Genomic DNA, 18583 nt, shown 5'->3' with positions numbered 1-18583 from the left:
CGCCCCGGCTGCGGCTTGACAACCACATAGGGACACCCCCCGTGCGCGCCAGGAGGCCGGTGCCCGGTTCCGGTCCGTGACCCGCGGGTGATCGTGTCCGGCTGGGCCGCTTCCCAACAGACCTCCGCGCTCTCCCCGGACTACCTTCGCCCGGGGCCCGACCGGTGGGCGCCTCGGCTGCCGCGACCACCCGCAAACGCCGCCGGCACCGGTCCACCACGGCGGTTTCCCACCGCACTCCCCTCCTTTCCCGCCACTTCTCCACAAATTCGCCATCCGGGGTGCGAACGTGACCAGAAGCGGTTCGGCGAGGGATGGCACGACCAGGGAATTGACACGGATAGCGACGTTCCGATCACTGGAAGCCGACACTCGAGCAATTTCGGGAGCCGAACCCCGGCACTCGCTCGCGGCGACGTATCCCATGGTGACCACGGCATTTTAAGCCACACTCAACAGGGTTGCCGGCCGCACCACCCCTGGCAATACTGTCCACCAACAGAAACGGGTTGACCGTCTCGGATTCTCCTGCCGCCCAAGCCTGGGCAGGCACGCGTTCCGCATTGAGCAGTGATCACTCGCGCCGCCTCGAAATTGCGCGTTGGCGGATGACGACCTCAGGAACACGGATTCCGACAACGAAAGGACAAGCAGATGCTCAGGAGCGTCGTGATCGTGGGCGGAGGAACGGCCGGCTGGATGTCGGCGTCCTACCTGAAGGCCGCCTTCGCCGACCGCATCGACGTGACCGTCGTCGAATCCCCCCGTGTCAGCACGATCGGGGTGGGCGAGGCGACCTTCAGCACCGTTCAGCAGTTCTTCGACTACCTGGGTCTCCGGGAGACGGACTGGATGCCCCGGTGCAACGCGACGTACAAGCTGGGCATCCGCTTCGAGAACTGGCGGGAGAAGGGCCACCACTTCTACCACCCGTTCGAACGGCTGCGGGTGGTGGACGGCTTCCCCCTCAGCGACTGGTGGCTCCACGAGCCGGTCTCGGATCGCTTCGACAAGGACGTCTTCCTCGTCTCCTCCCTCGCGGACGCCAAGAAGTCCCCCCGGTTCCTGGACCACCGCCTGTTCGAGCCGGAGTTGGACCTGGAGTCCGGCGGGCGGATGTACCGCACCACGTTGTCCGAGCAGAGCACCCAGTTCCCGTACGCGTACCACTTCGACGCGGCGCTGCTCGCGGACTACCTGACCGAGTACGGCACGGACCGGGGAGTCCGCCACGTCGTGGACCACGTCGAGGACGTGGTGCTCGACGAGCGGGGCTGGATAAGCCACGTCCGGACCAAGGAGCGGGGTGACGTGCACGGTGACCTGTTCATCGACTGCACCGGCTTCCGGAGCCTGCTGCTCGGCAAGGCCATGGGCGAGCCGTTCGAGTCGTACCAGGACACCCTGCCCAACGACAGCGCGGTGGCGTTGAGGGTTCCGGTGGACGTGGCGACGAAGGGGCTGCGGCCCTGCACCACCGCCAGCGCGATGGACGCCGGGTGGATCTGGACGATCCCGCTGTTCGACCGGATCGGCACCGGGTACGTGTACGCGAGCGACTACTGCTCGCCGGAGGAGGCCGAGCGCAACCTGCGGGAGTTCGTCGGGCCGGAGGCCGAGGGCTTGGAGGCGAACCACATCCGGATGCGGATCGGCCGCAGCCGCAACTCGTGGGTCAACAACTGCGTCGCGGTCGGGCTCTCCAGCGGTTTCGTCGAGCCGTTGGAGTCGACGGGCATCTTCTTCATCCAGAACAACATCGAGAACCTGGTCAAGCACTTCCCTGACCAGAACTGGTCCCCCCAACTGCGGACCTCGTTCAACCGCGCCGTGAACCACGCGATGGACGGCGTGCGGGAGTTCCTGGTGCTCCACTACCGCGCGGCGGCGCGCGCCGACAACGAGTACTGGCGGGACGCCAAGACCCGCGTCATCCCGGACGGGCTGGGGGAACGGCTCGAGCAGTGGCGGACCAAGCTGCCCGACGCGGAGAACATCTACCCGCACTACCACGGCTTCGAGGCCTACTCCTACGTCTCCATGTTGATGGGGCTCGGGGGCATCCCCCTGAGCGCGCCCCCCGCGCTGGCGCACATGGATGACACCGCGGCACGCAAGGAGATGCGGCTCATCCAGCACCAGGCCAAGGATCTGGTGGAGCGGCTGCCCAGCCAGTACGAGTACTTCGCCCAGATCCACTGACCCGTGCCGCCGACAGATGGCGCCGCCAGCCGAGCCGAGAGGGAGCCCAGTGTGACTGACGCGCCGCCGCTGCCGATGTCCTCGTCCGGCCTGCCCGGCCTGCCCGGGCGGCAGGGGGTGGACAGGGATGCGTTCCGGACCCTGATGTCCGGGTTCCCCTCCGGGGTCGCCGTGGTCACCTCCGGCTCCGAGGGATCCCCGGCGGGGATGACCTGCTCGTCCGTGTGCAGCGTCTCCCTCGACCCTCCGGTGCTCCTGGTCTGCCTCCGGGCCGCGAGCCCGACCCTGGCGACCGTGGTCGAACGGGGGTCCTTCGCGGTGAACTTCCTGTCGGCGAGGGCGCGGCCGGTTGCCGAGCTCTTCGCGTCAGGGGACCCGGACCGCTTCAGCCGGGTCCGCTGGGCGGTGGGGGTCGGTTCCGGCGGCCCCCACCTCGTGGGGGACGCGGACTCGGTGGCGGACTGCTCGGTGCACAGCACCCACCAGGTGGGCGACCACGTCGTCGTGCTGGGTGACGTGCTGGCGGTGCACTGCGAACCGGAGCGCCGGCCACTGCTCTACGGTCTGCGCCGGTACGAGGCCTGGCCGGTGCTCGCCGGGCCCACCTGAGCGCCGTGCCTCGGTGCCCCGACGCCGCGGTGCCGGCCAGCGCGGGCTGGTGCGGGGTGGTCGGTGCGGCCGTGACCCCGTGCCCGCCGCTCACGTTCCCGTTCCACGGAGACTGGAGATCTACCGATGGCGGTCTGGGACCTGCTCGTTCGGTTGTCGCACGTGTCGGCCGCGCTGGCGGCGGTCCTGCTGTTGGCCGCTCTCGGTCGCCGGTTGGCCGCGCTGCTCCACCAACCCAGCGTCATCGGTGAGATCACCGCTGGTCTGCTGGTCGTTCCCGTGATCGGCGCCGTAGCGGGACAGGGGGCCGTCGACCTCGTGCTACCGGGTCCGGTGGCGGAGGTGCTGCACCTGGTCGGAACGGTTGGACTGGTGCTGTTCCTGGTCAGCATCGTCCACGAACTGGGCAGGAAGGAAGGGGGACTGCGGGCCGGCTCGGTGGGGTGGGCCACCGCGGGCTCGCTTGTCCCCGCGTTGGTGACCGGTTCGCTGCTGGTTTGGTGGGTGTCGTCCACCGGTGACGCCGACCTCCGGGGTGACGCTCCCCTGTCGGCGTTCCTGCTGTTCGTGGCGACTGCCATGGCGGTGACCGCCGTGCCGGTACTGGCCAGGATCCTGGTCGACCGGCGGATGAACGGCACCCTGGTCGGTGACCTCGCCCTGTCGGCGTCCGTGGTCACCGACGTGGTGGCGTGGGTGCTCCTCGCTGTCGCCGTCGGACTGACCGCGGGCGGGGTGAGTGGCGCACTGGTGTCGACGCTGATCATGGCCGTCGGCATCCCCACTGCCCTGGGGTGCCGGGCGCTGTTGAGGTCCGGGCGGGCGTCGGCGTGGGCGGCACGGTTCACCACGTGGTCCTCGGTCCTCCTCGCCCTGGTGGCGCTGGGGACGGCGATGCTGTTGGAGCATTGGGGGCTCACCGCGGTGGTCGGTGCCTTCCTCGTCGGTGTCGCGGTCCCCCACGGCGGCGGGTGGAACCGGGTCGTTGGTCGGCTGGCCGCGGCCGGCAGGACCGTTGTCCCGGTGTTCTTCGTCGTCGCTGGTCTGGACCTCTTCACCGGTCCGGGGAGCGGCTTCCCCGTGGGTACCACCGTGCTCGCGGTCGGGCTGGCGCTGCTGGGCAAGATCGGCGGCGGGTACCTCGGGGCGCGGTTGGCTCGCCTCCCCGCTGCTGATGCGCTCACCTTCGGGGTCCTGATGAACACGCGGGGACTGACCGAGATCGTGGTGCTCCAGGCTGGTTACGCGGCCGGCATCCTGTCGCCTGGCCTGTTCCTGGTGCTGGTGGTCATGGCGGTGGTGACGACCGCGATGACCGGGCCGCTGTTGTCACTCCTGGTCCGGTCCCGGCGCCATTCCCACGCGCCGGGCGGGGTCTAGCACCGCGCGGGCGTCTGATCCGCCGGTGGGCACGGAAACGCCGCCGCGTGTCCGTTCACGCGGGCCATCTCGGCGGGCCGGCGTCGAGGCGCGCGGTACCGGTCGTGCCGTCCGCACCGTTCTCCGGGTCGGGGCGTGCACCTTCCGCCCCGGTCCCGGCCGCGCCTCGGGCGCACCGGTGCGCGTCACCGCCCCGATCGTGCCCACCCGCCGTGCGGTACGGCCGAGCTCACCGTGGGGTGTCCGGCCTGGCCTGTCCGAAGGACCGCTGCACGGTGGAACAACGCTCGATCACCTCGGCCTGGCTCAGTCCCAGGACCTCCGCCTCGGCGAGCAGGGTCCGCAGTCGCCGTTGCCACTCCTCCACGAACTGGGGATCCGCGGGGCCGGAGCGGCTGTCCCGCCGGACGACCGCCCCGCTCTTGCGGTTGACCCTGATGACACCTTCTCGTCGGAGCAGGTCATACGCCTTGTTGACCGTGTGGAAATTGATCGCGAGGTCGCTCGCGAGCTGTCGCGTGGAGGGCAGGGCCGCCCCCTCACCCAGGTGGCCATCGGCGACGGCCTCCACCAGTCGGTCCCGAATCTGCTGGTAGATCGGGACTTCGCTGTCAAGGTCGATACTCAGGTGCACAGCATCACTCTAGCTGGTATACATCTCATAGAACAAAAAGTCAGCTGGGGGTGGAGAGCATGACAAGGCCGGGCGATCGACGCGGGAACAGGCGCCACCGTCGGCGCCGAGGTGACTTGTCCGCACTGGACATCGGAACCCGCACCAGCACGGCACAGCACGGCACCGGCACCGCGCGGGCCAGCACCCGTCAGCACCGGCGGGAGGGACTTGGACGCGGCCCACACGGCCTACCCCTCTCACCTGGGACGACCGGAACGCGAACCCTCCACCGACCACCGACGACGCGCCCACGCACGAAGGGTAGCCGAGGCGGGTGCCAGGACAGGACAACAAGAGCACCTGCCGACCGTCACGCGATCAGCTGAACCCCTCCCCCAACCCGGCGGCGGGCCGGAACGCTGACCCCGCCGCACCCCACGCCGAACAAGGCGTCGTCACGGCGCCACACCCAGGAAAGGAGACGAGCATGGCTTCCGTGACCGTCTCGGACGACGAGATCGTCGTCAGGTTCAACGCCACCGAGATCCCACTGGTGGCCCGACAGAAGGTGACGATCCCGCTCTCCGCCGTCAAGGAGGTCGCGGTCCTCGAGAAGTCCCTGGCCACGCAGGGGGCGCGCCGCGCGGGGATGTTCGTGACCGGGGTGATGAAGGTCGGCCTGTGGGGAACCGGGACCGGGGTCCAGCAACTCGTCTCGGTCCGCAGGGGCACCCCGGCGCTGCGGATCATCCTGGACAAGTACGACGCCGGCCTGAAGATCGACGAGGTGATGGTCAGCATCTCCGACGCCGCCTCGGTCGCCGACGACATCGAACGTCGACGGGGGGCGACCCGATGACCAGGCACGACGAATTCCGGATCCAGGTCGACAAGCTGACCAAACGCTTCGGCTCCGTCACGGCGGTCAACGACCTGAGCTTCACGGTCGAACCGGGTGTGGTCACCGGCTTCCTCGGCCCGAACGGGGCCGGGAAGACGACCACCATGAGGATGATCCTCGGCCTGGTCACGCCGACCTCGGGCACCGCGACCATCGGTGGCCGCCCCTACGCGGACCTGCCGCACCCTTCCCGCACCGTTGGCGCGGTCCTCGACTCGTCCAGCTTCCACCCGGGCCACGTCGCCCGCGACCACCTCGCCGTGTACTGCCGCATGGGTGGCTACCCGCTCAGCCGGGTCGACGAGGTCATCCACCAACTGGGCATCAGCGAGTTCGCCGGCAGGAAGACGCGGGGCTTCTCCACGGGCATGCGGCAGCGGTTGAACCTGGCCACGGCGCTCCTCGGGGACGCGCGAGTGCTGCTGCTGGACGAGCCCAGCAACGGGCTCGACCCGGAGGGCATCGCCTGGTTGCGCTCCTTCCTGAAGGGCCTCGCCGACCAGGGGCGCACCGTCCTGGTGTCGAGCCACGTGCTCAGCGAGGTCGAACAGGTCGTGGAGGACGTCGTCGTGGTGCGCCGGGGGGAACTGGTGGCCTCCGGAACCATGGCCGAACTGTCCTCGGCCGCGGTGGCGGCCGTCGTCGTCCGCTCACCGGACGACGAACGCCTTGCCGAGGCGTTGCGCGCGGAATCCGTCCAGGGGACGCGCGCCACCTCGGTCGAGCGGCTCGAAGCCGGTGCGCTCCGGGTCGAGGGACTCACCACCGCCCAGATCGCGGACCTCGCCGCGGAACACCGGCTCCGGGTGCACGAGTTGACACCAGAACGATCCACCCTCGAACAGGTCTTCCTGCGACTGACCTCGGACCCCAGGGAGAGTGTCCGGTGAACCGGCTGATCATCGCGGAAACCACGCGTCTGCTGTCCTCGCGGCTCTGGCTCGGAGCACTCATCGGCGCCCTCGTCTGCGGCGGCGTCATGATCGGCGGGTTGACCCTGTTGGGGCCGGAGAACTTCGATCCCCCGATGCCGGGGCTGGACACCGAGGAGGGGGTCCGCAGCCTCCTCGGCATGTTGTCCTTCACCGTGTTCGTACCGGCAGCGCTCGGCACGCTCGCCGTGACCTCCGAGTACCGGCACCGCACCATCTCCTTCACCTTCCTGTTCGAACCCCGTCGGTGGCGGGTCCTGGTGGCGAAGCTGATCACCTTCGCGGTCGCCGGGCTCTGCTACGGCGCGATCGTGGCGGGCACGGCCGGTGCGGCGCTGTACGGCGGGGCGGCGGCACGGGACATCACCCTCGGGCTCCCGGGTGCGACGGTGGCGGAGCTGCTGGTTCGCCTGGCGTTGGCGATGGCCGCGTTCATGGTCATCGGAGTCGGGTTCGGCGCGCTCATCCGCAACCAGATCGCGGCGTTGGCCGCCGTGGTCGGCTACCTCTACATGGTGGAGCTGGTGCTGCTGGCGGTACCCGGCATCAACGCCGTCTACCCCTACCTCCCGGGTGGGGCGACGGCGTCGCTGACCGGGTTCACCTACCTCGCCGACGCCATCGCCGAGCAGACCAGCGGCTCGTCCAGCACCCTGCTGTCCGCGCCACTGGGTGCGCTCGTGCTCGCCGGGTACGCGGTCGTCGCGGCCGCCCTCGCGGTCGCGGTGCCGCTGCGGCGGGACGTCACGTAACGGGCTGACCGGCAGGCTTCAGGAAGTCCAGGTCCGCCACGGTCAGCTTGGTCAGGTCGGAGGTCGAGGCGTCCGACGTGACCGCCAACCGGGAAGCCTGCCGGTCCACCATGTGCTCGAAGGTCTTGCGTGCGGTACGGCCGTTGCCGAAGGTGGCGTCCTTGGGCAGCACCTCGAAGTAGTCGCGGAGCATCACCGCCGCGTCGTGGTCGAGCTGGTAGTCGTGCCGTTCGCACTGCTGGCGGATGATCGTGACCATCTCGTCGGCGTTGTAGTTCTCGAACTCGATGGTGCGGGTGAACCGGGACTCCAACCCGGGGTTGGAGGCGAGGAACTCCCGCATCTCCTTCGAGTAGCCGGCGACGATGACGACGACCTCGCTGCGGTGGTCCTCCATCAGCTTCACGATGGTGTCGATGGCCTCGCGGCCGAAGTCCGGGCCGGTTCCGCCGCTCTGCGCGCTGAGCGTGTAGGCCTCGTCGATGAAGAGGACACCGCCCAGCGCCTTGGTGAACGCCTCGGTCGTCTTGATCGCCGTGCCACCGATGATCTGTGCGACCAGGTCGGCCCTGGCGACCTCGACGAGATGGCCCGAGGTGAGCACCCCGAGTTCGGCGAGGATCGCGCCGTAGAGCCGGCCCACCGTGGTCTTGCCGGTTCCCGGGGCCCCGGCGAAGACGAGGTGCCGGCTCATCGGGGGAACCGAGAGTCCCGCCTCCTGCCGGCGTTTCGCCATCCGGTTCAGGTTGACCAGGCCGGTCACGTCCCGCTTGACGCCCTCCAACCCGACCAGGCCGTGGAGTTCGGCGAGCGGGGCGCTCAGGCTGTCGTCCCCGTTCCCGTTGCCCGCCTGGGCACGGGCCGGCTGGCTGGCGGCCCCGGGCGCCGGAGCGGTCGCGCCGCCCTCCCCCGCCGTCAGGTAGGCGTCGGGGAACCCGTTGCGCTCGCTGGTCAGGGCGGTCACCGTGAGCTGCGCGTCGGCCAGCAAGCGGCGGAGCCCGGCGCCGGTGTTGCCCCGGGTGACGCAGTCCCGGACCGTGACGGGTTCGGCGGTCTGGACGTGGACGCCGTCGCTGCCGTTGTCGGCGAACTCGCAACCGGCCAGTTCCGCGCTGCCCTCGGCGGTGACCTGCACGCCGTGGCCGCCGCTGCCCCGGCTGCGGGAGCCGCTCATCACCACCCGTCCGCCCTTGCCGACGAACACGCCGTCGCCGCCGGACCCGTAGACGTCGCAGCCCGTGAACGCGGCGGTGCCGCCCTTGGTGACGGCCAGCCCGGAGGTCCTGGCGCCCTGCACGCTCCCGCCGTCGACGCCCACCTTCGCGTTCTCCGCGACGAGGACGGCCGCGGCGCCGCAGCGTTCGACCTCCATGCGGGTGAGCTCGGCGGTGGCGCCCTCGACCACCTCGACGGCGTTGCCGCCGGAGTCCCGCACCCTCAGCCGGGTCAGGCTCGCCGTGGTGCCCTCGGCGTGCACGGTGACCCCGGCGCCCGCCGGGGTGGACACCACGAGTTCCTCGGCGTCCAGGGTGGAGCCGTCCGTGAGCAGCACCCCGGCGCCGCCCACGTCGGTGACGACGCAGCCCCGCACCGTCAGGGTTGACTGCCCGGTGGCGCGGAGGCCGTGCTCGCGGGCGTGGGACACCCGGAACTGGTTGAGGGTGGCGGTGGTGCGCTGGGAGACGAGCAGACCTTCGGCGGCGCGCTCGGCCTGGCAGTCCTCCACGCTGACGGAGCCGGTGGTCGCCAGGTAGAAGCCGACGCCCTCGGACTCGCGAACGGTGACCCGGCGCAGGTCCGCGTTGGCCCCCTCCTCGACGGCGACCGCCGGTTTGGCGGCGCCGGCGATCACCGTGTCGGTGACGGCGACGCTGGCGTCGCCGTTGAGGCACACGCCGTTGCCGGCCACCCGGGCGATGTGGCATCCGGACACGGAGAGCCGCCCGCGTTGGGCGACGACGACGGCCGAGGTGCCCAGGTCCTCGAAACGGCACTGGCGCAGTTGGCTGCGCACGGAGGCGGTGATGACCACTCCGGCGCCGCCGGGGTTGGTCACCCGGCTGTCCGCCACGTTCACGGCACCTCGCTCGTGCGCCACCAGGGCCGCCCACCCCTGGGCGCCGATCTCGCACTCCGTGATCGTGCTCCGCCCCTCCTGGCTGATGAGCGCGGGAGCCTCCTGGTCCTGGGAGCGGATGGTGAGACCGGAGAGGGTGACCGGGGCCAGCAGGTTCAGCGGTGTCCCCGACTCGGCGACGATCTCCACGGTGCCGGGGCCGTCCTCGGCGGTGATGGTCACCTGCCGGGTGATGACCAGTGCCTCCGCGTACCGGCCGGGTCCGACGCTGATGACGGCGCCGTCGGGCGCGGTGGCCAGGGCACCGGCGAGCGACCGGTGCTGTCCGGGCTCGACCGCCGAGACGCTGATGAGCTGCCCGGTCATGTGGGTACTGCCTCTCCAAGCCGTGGTGTGGACGGGTGGTCGGTGCGGGGATCGGAGCCGCCGGAAAGGCGTCCCTCGATCCTGGCGGCCGCCAGTTCGGTGCGGGACCGGCACCCGGTGCGGGAGAACAACCGGGTCAGCCGGCTTTCCACCGTCTTCTCGCTGACCCCGACGGTCACCGCGATCTGCCGGTTGGTCCGACCGTCGCTGACGAGGTCGATGATGCGCAGTTCGAGGTCGGAGAAGTCGGGGCGGCGGGTGCGGACCCGTACCGGGGACAACCCCATGCCGCGCATCAGCTCGATCAGGTGGCCTCGGCCGCCGTCGCCGTGCAGCCGCTCGCAGACCTGGTGGAACTCCCGCAGCCACTGGCGCTGGTCGGGCGCCACGCCCGCCTTGATGAGCAGCGCCCGGGCCACCGACGGCTGGTCGCCCCGGGCGCGCGCCATCCGCAGTCCCTCGTCGAGGGCCGCGACGTCGCCCTCCACCAGGCCGCGCATCAGGAGCACCGACTGCCTCGTGCCGGGCGAGCCCACCTCGTCGTCGAGCCGTTCCAGCTCGGCCAGCCCGCGCCGGGCACCGTCCTCGTCGCCCTGGCGGCTGGCCTGGTCGGTCAGCCGGGTGAGCAGCGGCGCCAGCGCCAGGTATCCCGCCTGGCGGTGGCGGTGGTAGTTCTGCCACCCGATGACGTCGGCGGCGACGACGTCCCCCGTCCGGTGCAGGAGACCGCACCGGACCCAGGCGAGGTAGTGGCCGCAGACCGTCGTGGCGGGAATCCGTTCCAGCCAGGCCCAGGCGCGGTCGAACTCGCCGCGTTCGGAGCACATCTCGGCGGCGAACACGCGAACGAGGTGCAGCGGTGGGGTGTCCTCGCCGTCCGCCGCCGCCTCCAGGCTCCTCGCCAGCGACAACGCCCTGTCCCAGTCCCCGGAGTGGTAGTGGGCGATGAGCAGTTGGTAGCCGGGCAGCGGTCCGTCGACCGGTGGCGCGTACCGGTCGCCGAGGACGAGACCGAAGGCCGTGGCGTAGTCGACGAGGAGGGCGGCGTCCCGCAGCTGGTCCCGGGTCGGCACGTCCTGACCGTCCGCTGCCCTGTCCTCCCGCAGCCGGCTCCACGCCCACTCGTAGGAGCGGCGGTCACCGGCCAACGCGGTCGTCAACGCCATCGCCTCGAGCCCGGTGACGACGAGCTCCCCGGTCCCGTGGTCCCCGGCGAGTTCCCCGCTGGTGCGCAGGGCCCGCCGTTCGACCGCGACGGCGGCGTGGAGCCGGCCACGCAGCATCAGGGCGCAGGACTTGGCGATGCGCGGCCCCCAGGAGGTGTCACCCCACACCTCCTCCAACAGGCCCAGCACCTCGTCCACCTCGTGAGCGCGCTGCTGCTGCATGGCGGCGAAGAGCCACCGGATCGAGATGTCGAAGAGGTCGTCGGCGGGGCCCGGGGCGGCCACCCGGTCACCTCGCCCGGTGTCGGGTCCCGCGAGGGCGCGGAGCATGGGCACCGCCGCCCGGGTCGTGGCGGAGAGCTCCTGGTAGCGGCCGAGTCCGAACTGGAGGCGCGTCACCCACCGGAAGACGTGCCACCACCGGGGGTCGGTGGCGGTGAGCCGCTCCAGCGCGGCCGCGTACCACGTCATCGCGGACAGCGGCTGGCTGTTCCGCCGGGAGTCCGCCTCGGTCACCAACAGGTCTGCCGCGTCGGGCCACGGCAGCACCGGGCCGGCCGCGGCGACGTGGTCGGCCAGTCTCGCGCGGTCGACGGCGACGCCACGCCGGGACCGGCGGCGGAGGACCTCCGCGAAGGACCGGTGCCGGTCCCGGGCTGCCTCGGGGCCGCCACGCGAGCGCAGCGTGGCCGCGAGCGCCGGTACGGGGAAGGCCAGCCGGCCCGCGGCGTCCAACCGCAGCACACCGTCGCCGACGAGGCGGTCCAGCGCGTGCCCCGCCGAGTCGAGGTCGGCGCCGATGACCTCACTGATCACCGGGAGGTCGTCCACGCGCAGGCCGGGAACGGTGGCCGCGGTGGCCGCGAGCGACTCGGCGTCCGGCCCGGCGGCGCGCACTCGGGCGGTCAGTTCGTGGTCCTCGTCGAGGCGGATGGTCTCCTCGGGGCGCACCAGGCAGAGGTGCTCGTCGATCACCCGCAGTCGCCCCTGTTCGGCGAGCGAACGCACGGTGGTCAGCACGGTCCCCGGGTTGCCGTAGAGGCCGCCCAGCGCGGCGCGCAGCGCCCCCTCCAGACCGGGATCGATGGCGGCGTTGTCCACGGGGAGCGCCCGGGCCAACAGCTGGTGGGCGTCCTCCCCGTCCAGCGGCTCCACGTCCAGGACGTCGTCGGCGGTGTCCACGAGCTGGTGGAGGAAGGAACATCCGGCGCGGCGGAAGCCGGTGGTGACGACGACGGCGCAGCCGGCGGCCCTGGCGTTCTGGAGGAGCAGGGCGAACGCGGGCCTGGTGATCGAACTCACCCGGTCCGCGTCGTCGATCACCAGCACGGTCCGCTGGATCGCGACGAGCCGGCTCAGCGCGACGCTGATCGTGTGGACCAGCGCCAACAGCTGCGGCTCCGTCGAATGGCGGAGCCGGTCACGCATCTGGGCCGCTACCGCTACCCGCTCGGCGAACTCGGGGTCTGTGACATGATCCAGCTGGTCACGTAGGGATTCGATCACGAGGTCCAAGGTGAGCGGCTGGCTGGGCTGGTCTGTGTCGACCGTGAGCACGCGTGCCCCCTGTCTCGTCCACACCCGGCGGGCGGTCCCGACGAGGCTGGTCTTGCCAGCGCCGGTGTCACCGCGGAGCAGCAGCAACGACCCGATGTTCCCGGTGGTGTCCATCAGCCCGGTCAGGACCTGCAGGTGGCGCCTTCTTCCGATCACGGTCGCGACTCTCCGACCCATAAGCCTTCTCTCACCAATCACCTCGATCGCCTCCGGTGATGGGCTTCGCGCGGGCTGCCGGGCCAACGCGGCCATCTACCGCCACCCGTTCCTAACGCACCAGTCCCCCTTCGGGGGATGCGGGGTTCCCCTCGGCGCTAATTCGAGGGATCTCCTCCGCATGTCCGTTTTCGTCGTCCGGCCGACGGCCGAACGGCCGTCCCCCTCCGTCCGGAGCGCACCGTGGCGCTTCCCGTTGTCGTGTCACCGCAGGGCGACGCGCTCGACCGCCAGGAAAGGCACCCGGTGAACCTCGCGCCACTCGTGCACGCAACCACCCCCGCGCATCCCGCACCCCCGCCGCTGGTTGGCAGGAACGAGGTCATCGACCGCCTCGTTACGGAGTGCGCCCGCCTCGACAGCCCCCCTGTCGCGCGGTTGCTGGGCGAGGCCGGTGCCGGCCGGACGTCCCTGTTGCGCGCCCTGCGCGGCAGGTTGCGCTCCTCGGGGGTCCGGACCCTCTCGCTGTCGGCCAGCCGGGACGACGGGGGGACCCGGTACCGCGCCGTCTACCGGCTGCTCACCTGCCTGCCGCCGGTCCCGGAGCCGCCCACCGGGCCGGCCGGGCCCGCCACCCCGCGGGGGGCGCTGCTCGACCTGGTCGCCCGGGTCAGCTCGGTGCCCCCGCGCCAGCGGGCGCCGGAGACCGACGCGCGGCTGGCGGCGGCCCTCGCCCAGGTGTTGCGCGCGCATGCCCCGCTGGTGATCCTCGTCGACGACGCGCAGTGGCTGGACACCGACAGCAGACGCGTGGTGGAACCGTTGGCGAGGAGGCTGCTGGGCACCGGGTGCCACATCGTCCTCTCCGCCCGCGTCGACGGCGCGCCGGACCCAGCAGGCCCCCTCGACGAGCAGGAGGCCGCGGTCGTCGCCCGCATGACCGGAGACGGGCTGCTCTCGTCCACGCTGCTGCGTCCCCTGACCCGCGACCAGGACCACCGGCTGCTCACCGAGTGGCTCCAGGCACGACCGGACCCGGTCCTCACGAGGGAACTCCGTTCGCTGTCCCGGGGGAATCCCACGGCGCTGCGGTGGGCCGTGCAGGGGCTGTCCGAGGCGGGCGCGTTGCGGATCGTCGACCGCCACGCCTACCTGGTTCCCCAGTTCGAGCCACCCCGGTTCCCCAGGAGGAGCCCGCTGCTCGCACCGGTCCACGAGGCCGGGGCCCTGGCCAGGTCGGTGGCCGAGGCGCTCGCTGTCCTTGCTCCCCTCGGAGCGGGCGTCGTGAGGGTCCTCAGCGAGGCCTTGGCCCAGCCGGCTCCGACGGTGCGCGGTGCTCTCGACCTGCTGCGCCGACGCAGGGTGCTGGTGGGCACCCGGCACGGCTGGCGTTTCCGCCTGCCGGCGGTCCGGGAGGCCTTGCGCGCCGGCCTGGGCCCGTACCAGCGCCGGCGGCTGTCCGCGCTCGCCGTCACCAGGGTGTGGGAGGGAGCGTCGACGAGCCTGGACCAGGACGCCGTGGCCGACCTGCTGGTCGAGGCGGGTGGCCTGGTCGACCCCGAACGGGCCGCCGCCGAGTTGACCGCCCGGGGCGGCACCACCCTGTTCACCCACGGTCTCCGCTCCGCGCGCTGGCTGCGGGCGGCGGCTGACCTGATCACCGACCCGACCCGACGGGCGATGACCCTCGTGGGGCACTGCGCGGCCTGCGCCATCCACGAGCGTCCCACCGACGCGGCGGACAGCGCGGAGGAGCTGATCACCCGGCACGCCCCCTACGTCCCCGAGTCCGCGCGACAGGAACTCGGGGTCATCTACGTGACCTGCCAGGGGGCGAAGGGGGACACCCGGCTGCTGCGGGGGATCGCCGACGGCGAACGGACCGTGCTGCCCGGGGGCCCGGGGCAGCACGCCGTGTCCCGAGCGGCGGCGCTGTTCCAGTTGCAGCGGTACGCCGAGGGGCGCGCCCTGTTGACGGCCACCAGGGACAGTTGGTCGGGGGAACCCGCCTCCGCCGACCTCGCGCACATCCTGGGCGCGGGGGCGGCGATCTGGCAGGGCGAACCGGCCGAGTTCCGGGAGTTCCTCGCCGACCCCTCCCGCTGGCGCGGCCAGGACGTGCCGCAGCTCCGCTTCGAGCGGCTGCGCTACCAGGCCAGCATGCTGCTGGCGATGGGAGAGCTCACCCGGACCCTGGAGCTGCTGTCCTCGGAGGACATCCAGGTGCACCAGCTGTTGACCGCCGACCAGTTCATGATCCACCAGATGCGCGGGGACTGGATGGCCGCAATGGACGTCGCCCGCCGCAGCATGGCGGCCGGGAACACGGTGGCCAGGCCGCCGGGCCCGACGATCATGTACCGGGACGCGGTGAAGATCCTCGCCGCCCGGGGTCGGCTGGCCCGGGCGAACGAGCTCGCCGAGGCGGCGCGGGAGCAGGCCGTGCAGGCCGACTACCTGCTCGACCTGGCCCAGGCTCGCATTCGGCGTCTGTTGGGTGATGGTGCGGGTGCGAGTACGGCGCTGCGCAGGGGACTGGACCGGGCGGCTGCCACCGGGTTCGTCCTCGGAACCGACGAGCTCTGGGCGGAGCTGGCGGAGATCGCCGCGGCCGAGGGCCGGGTCGAGGAGGCCACCGCCCATCTCGCGGCGATCGCCTCCGTGGCGCGCCGAATGGAGACCGGGCGCACCGAACTCCTGCTGCTGCGCAGCCAGGCGCTGGTCCACCGCGACCTGGACGCGGCGGCGGCGGCGGTCGAACTGGCCCGGGACCGCGCGCAGCCCTCGGAGATCGCGGGCACGGCACTGCTGGCGTCGTCGTTGGGGTACCGGCCCGACGAGCTGTTACCCGAGGCCTACCAGCTGTTCGGCGAGCTGGATGCCCTGCTGTGGCGGGCCAGGACCCGGAACCTGATGCGGGCGCACAACCTGCCGGTTCCGGGACGCACCGCGACGACCGCCGAGAACGAACTGTTGCTGGCGGTGCTGGTGACCGAGGGGCTGAGCAACCGGGAGCTGGCGACGGCTCTCCAGACCAGTGAGAAGAGCGTCGAAGGGCGGCTGACCCGCCTGTTCGCCAAGGGCGGCTACGGGTCCAGGGTGGACCTCGCCGCGGCCATGTTGACCGGCGAGTACCCGTGAACGGGGCGCCGCCGGTGCCGCCGGGTCCAACCGCCGAATCCGGGGCGGCCGTGCCCGCCGCACCACCTCGGTGTGCCCGGTACGGGTTCGGCCCGTCACGGTACGCGTCCGGGCGCCGCTGGAGCTCCGCCCCCGGCATCCCGGGAACCGAGAACCCGGGGCCTGCCGGTCCCTCGACGGGCCGTCGGGCGCCGGACGCGCGGGTGTCGCCGGCGGTGCCCGCCGCCGACCTCCGGGGTGGGTGGTCCCTGTCGCTCCTGGCTCCGCGTGGCGTGGCCGGGCCGTGCGGACGAACGCCTCCAGCCGACCGCATCCCCGGGCGGTCCCGGTCGGCGCCACCCCGCGCTCGGCCGGTCTGGCCGGCCCGGTCTACCCGGCTGCGGGAGTGGCGCCCTCCTGTTGGGCGTCCAGCACGAGGGCGACGGTGGCCAACCACTCGCGGCGGGACGGCACGAGTGGCCGGGCCTCCGCCGCCCTGATGTGCTCGCTGAGCTCGGCGGGGATCGGCACGCCGTACCGGTCGAGGTAGTAGCCGAGGGCCGCCGGCCACACCCAGATCCCGTCGGTGAGCAGGCCACCGGGCACGACCCGGCCGACCGAGTCGTCGAGCAGGTCGTAGCCGGGCAGGGCGCTCTCCACCAGGGGGTGACCACCGGCGAGGTAGCCCAGTTCCCCGTCCCGGTCCGCCTCGGCGACGGCGTCGGCGGGGTCGAAGAGGAGCACCCGCTCCTCGTCCAGTTCCGCCAGCCTCGGAACCGGTGGTGGCTGCGACGCGAACACCTCACGACCGCTGATCAGCGCCAGGGTCTGGTAGTCGGGGAGACTGGTCTCGGGTGAGAAGACCTCCACCGCCGGGCTCACGAGGCCGACGTCGACCAACGCGTCACCGAGCCTGCTGGCCAGCTCCGCTGCGCCGTCCATGGTGGCGGTGGTCTCCACGAGGTGCACGAGTCGTGGCGGGATGCCGGGCACCTCGACGGTGCCGACCCGCCACACCTGCCAGGCGGTGTGTTCTCCCGGTGTCGTGGAGAGGACCTCGGTGACGACGGCCGACGCGGCCACCGGCACCAGGACGTCGCGGGCCCGCTCGTCAACGAACTCCCAGGCAGGTGCGTCCCCCGAGTCGTCGTCGTGGAGCAGGGACAGCAGGGGGGTGGTCGCGCCCCCGGCGGTCGCCAGCACCTCACGCAGCCCGACGGGAACGTCGATGCCGTGATCGGCCAGGCTCGTCACCACCGCCCGCCCGGCCAACTCCCAGTGACCGGCGGCCAGCCAACGCCTGCTCTGCCAGAGGATGTCCTCGGGCAGCAGGGGCGCCAGCCTCAACAGCGCCTCGTGGGGGGACAGCATCCCGTTCTCCTTTCGTGCGGTGGTCGTGGTCGGACTGGTGGGCGCGGACTGGCCACGGCCGCCACGCGGCCGTCCACGTCACCGGGCCGGGAGGTGTGCGCCGCTGGCGGCGACGAGTGTGCCCGGCGCCGGGACACCGGAGCCGGCTTGGTCACGGGCCGCGCGAGCGCTCCGCCGTTCGGGGGCCCGTCCCCGCCCCCGAACCGGGAGGGTGCTCCTCCCGGAAGTCCACTCGCCGACCCGTACTGGGGCGTGTTCACGACTCGGGCCGCGCTCACGGGCTCCTCGGCGGCGCGAGCACGAAAGCCGTGTTCCTCCGGAAGCGGTACCTCAGCCCTTCGGTGGACAACAGCTCCACCTCGCCGGTGTTGGGTTCGTAGAAGTACCCCTCTGTTGGTGAGGTCATCACCACGGCGGTCACGTGATTCCCCGTCCCCAGCCAGATCCGGTCTCCTGTGCGGAGCTCCTCGGCCTGGAGCAGGTTCAGCAGCTCTTCCGAACTCGGTCGTCGCGAGCCCTCGGGGTCGAGCTGCTCATGAGCCCACTCGACCTGGGCGTTCTGGCCGTCGGTCTCCCCGTTCCACGCGATCAGGGCGTCCACCGCCTGTCTGCGTTCGCCCTCGTCGAGGTCGGTGAACCGCTGGTTCGGCGCGGACGCCGGGGTGGCGGTGTTCAGCCACCGGGTCGCGAGCACCGCGCAGAACTGTTCGATGGGCAGGAAGCTGGCGCTGTCCGCTGGGGGGCTCCCCACCCAGTACCGAACGTTGCTGTCCTGGTGCCCGAAGTCCTGGCTGAGGTCGGCGTAGAGCGTCGGGTTGGGGGGAAGCTGGTCGTCGTAGCCGACGACCAGCTGCGCTGGAGCGCCGGTTTCCCCCGCGCCGTCAACCGGGGCCTGCTGTGCCGGCGACGCGAGCGGTGGCGTGCTGGCCGGCGACACCGCCGGGTCGGACACGGCCGCCTGGGCAACGGCGGTCGTGCTCGCGGCCGAGGGCGCCGCCGGCTGCGGGCTGGCGGTCGGCGAGGTGTCCACCGGAGCGGGCGTGGTCTGGCCGTTCCACTGGGCGCTGGCGTCGACGCTCGACGGTTGGCTCCCCGCCGGGACCGCCTGGGGCGCCGGCTCCGGGTTCAGGAATGCCGCGAGGTCCTCCACCACCGTGAGCGGCGGCGGGGGCGCGGTGGGCGCCTGCTGGACGCCGGCGGGCACCTCCGGCTCGCCGGCCGGTGTCGCCTGCTGACCTGTCGTCTCCGCCTGGTCGGCCCCCGGTTGCGCAGCTGGCTGGCTGGTCTCCTTCGGCCGCACGGTCGTCTTGGTCGCCCCCGCCGGCTCCGGCTGGACCGTCACCTCCGACTCGGGGGCGGTCGCCGGCGGCTCGACCAC

At 72.0% G+C, this 18583-nt stretch carries 11 protein-coding genes and 1 pseudogene; 7 read left to right on the top strand and 5 right to left on the bottom strand.

Translation table 11 applies throughout. The annotated features are described in order from the left end of the window. Positions 1–654 precede the first annotated feature (654 nt). The 3 genes from ACTIDRAF_RS0206415 to ACTIDRAF_RS0206405 all read left to right on the top strand — a co-directional run bounded on the left by ACTIDRAF_RS0206415 (position 655) and on the right by ACTIDRAF_RS0206405 (position 4191). Positions 655–2202 carry a tryptophan halogenase family protein gene (locus tag ACTIDRAF_RS0206415; protein ID WP_016697894.1) on the top strand — a complete coding sequence of 516 codons (1548 nt, stop codon included), beginning with the start codon at positions 655–657 and terminating at the stop codon, positions 2200–2202. A gap of 51 nt (positions 2203–2253) precedes the next feature. Continuing rightward, positions 2254–2811, top strand: coding sequence for a flavin reductase family protein (locus ACTIDRAF_RS0206410; RefSeq protein WP_016697893.1), 558 nt, complete (start codon positions 2254–2256; stop codon positions 2809–2811). A gap of 126 nt (positions 2812–2937) precedes the next feature. After that, positions 2938–4191 (top strand): cation:proton antiporter, encoded by a 1254-nt coding sequence (locus ACTIDRAF_RS0206405; RefSeq protein WP_016697892.1) that lies wholly within the window; start codon positions 2938–2940, stop codon positions 4189–4191. 229 nt (positions 4192–4420) lie between these two features. On the opposite strand, the gene ACTIDRAF_RS0206400 is transcribed toward ACTIDRAF_RS0206405, so the two are convergent. Then, positions 4421–4825 (bottom strand): GntR family transcriptional regulator, encoded by a 405-nt coding sequence (locus ACTIDRAF_RS0206400; protein WP_016697891.1) that lies wholly within the window; start codon positions 4823–4825, stop codon positions 4421–4423. A gap of 469 nt (positions 4826–5294) precedes the next feature. Here ACTIDRAF_RS0206400 and ACTIDRAF_RS0206395 point away from each other — a divergent pair, with 469 nt between their 5' ends. Genes ACTIDRAF_RS0206395 through ACTIDRAF_RS0206385 form a run of 3 tightly spaced genes read left to right on the top strand, consistent with a single transcriptional unit; the run spans position 5295 to position 7392 of the window. Continuing rightward, entirely contained in the window at positions 5295–5666 is a 372-nt protein-coding gene (locus ACTIDRAF_RS0206395) for a hypothetical protein (RefSeq protein WP_016697890.1), read from the top strand. Beyond that, the gene (locus ACTIDRAF_RS0206390) at positions 5663–6598 is read left to right on the top strand and encodes an ABC transporter ATP-binding protein (RefSeq protein ID WP_016697889.1); all 936 of its coding nucleotides are present in this window, start codon (positions 5663–5665) and stop codon (positions 6596–6598) included. The genes ACTIDRAF_RS0206395 and ACTIDRAF_RS0206390 overlap by 4 nt, the downstream gene beginning before the upstream one ends. Further along, a complete protein-coding gene (locus ACTIDRAF_RS0206385; protein WP_016697888.1) occupies positions 6595–7392 on the top strand; it encodes an ABC transporter permease in 798 nt (265 codons plus the stop codon). Before ACTIDRAF_RS0206390 ends, ACTIDRAF_RS0206385 begins: the two co-directional genes overlap by 4 nt. Here ACTIDRAF_RS0206385 and ACTIDRAF_RS0206380 read toward each other — a convergent pair. Both ACTIDRAF_RS0206380 and ACTIDRAF_RS0206375 read right to left on the bottom strand, forming a co-directional pair. After that, the gene (locus ACTIDRAF_RS0206380) at positions 7385–9835 is read right to left on the bottom strand and encodes a right-handed parallel beta-helix repeat-containing protein (protein ID WP_016697887.1); all 2451 of its coding nucleotides are present in this window, start codon (positions 9833–9835) and stop codon (positions 7385–7387) included. The two genes, ACTIDRAF_RS0206385 and ACTIDRAF_RS0206380, sit on opposite strands and share 8 nt — an antisense overlap. Continuing rightward, entirely contained in the window at positions 9832–12714 is a 2883-nt protein-coding gene (locus tag ACTIDRAF_RS0206375) for an AAA family ATPase (protein WP_169533956.1), read from the bottom strand. The genes ACTIDRAF_RS0206380 and ACTIDRAF_RS0206375 overlap by 4 nt, the downstream gene beginning before the upstream one ends. A 243-nt stretch (positions 12715–12957) precedes the next feature. Between ACTIDRAF_RS0206375 and ACTIDRAF_RS0206370 the strand changes: the two genes are divergently transcribed. Continuing rightward, positions 12958–15855 (top strand): AAA family ATPase, encoded by a 2898-nt coding sequence (locus ACTIDRAF_RS0206370; protein ID WP_083886129.1) that lies wholly within the window; start codon positions 12958–12960, stop codon positions 15853–15855. Between the two features lie 369 nt (positions 15856–16224). Here ACTIDRAF_RS0206370 and ACTIDRAF_RS0206365 read toward each other — a convergent pair whose 3' ends face one another. After that, positions 16225–17205, bottom strand: coding sequence for a hypothetical protein (locus ACTIDRAF_RS0206365; RefSeq protein WP_016697884.1), 981 nt, complete (start codon positions 17203–17205; stop codon positions 16225–16227). A gap of 274 nt (positions 17206–17479) precedes the next feature. Then, positions 17480–18583: pseudogene (locus tag ACTIDRAF_RS33395) on the bottom strand (hypothetical protein); the annotation flags it as partial.

The sequence above is a fragment of the Actinoalloteichus spitiensis RMV-1378 genome (genome assembly GCF_000239155.1).
Classification (GTDB): domain Bacteria; phylum Actinomycetota; class Actinomycetes; order Mycobacteriales; family Pseudonocardiaceae; genus Actinoalloteichus_B; species Actinoalloteichus_B spitiensis.
This window is presented reverse-complemented; position numbering and strand designations above follow the sequence as displayed.

Bases quoted from the DNA above. Each gene is read 5' to 3' on its own strand.
- ACTIDRAF_RS0206395 (WP_016697890.1), top strand. From the start codon at position 5,295: ATGGCTTCCGTGACCGTCTCGGACGACGAGATCGTCGTCAGGTTCAAC.
- ACTIDRAF_RS0206415 (WP_016697894.1), top strand. From the start codon at position 655: ATGCTCAGGAGCGTCGTGATCGTGGGCGGAGGAACGGCCGGCTGGATG.
- ACTIDRAF_RS0206405 (WP_016697892.1), top strand. From the start codon at position 2,938: ATGGCGGTCTGGGACCTGCTCGTTCGGTTGTCGCACGTGTCGGCCGCG.
- ACTIDRAF_RS0206390 (WP_016697889.1), top strand. From the start codon at position 5,663: ATGACCAGGCACGACGAATTCCGGATCCAGGTCGACAAGCTGACCAAA.
- ACTIDRAF_RS0206365 (WP_016697884.1), bottom strand. From the start codon at position 17,205: ATGCTGTCCCCCCACGAGGCGCTGTTGAGGCTGGCGCCCCTGCTGCCC.
- ACTIDRAF_RS0206380 (WP_016697887.1), bottom strand. From the start codon at position 9,835: ATGACCGGGCAGCTCATCAGCGTCTCGGCGGTCGAGCCCGGACAGCAC.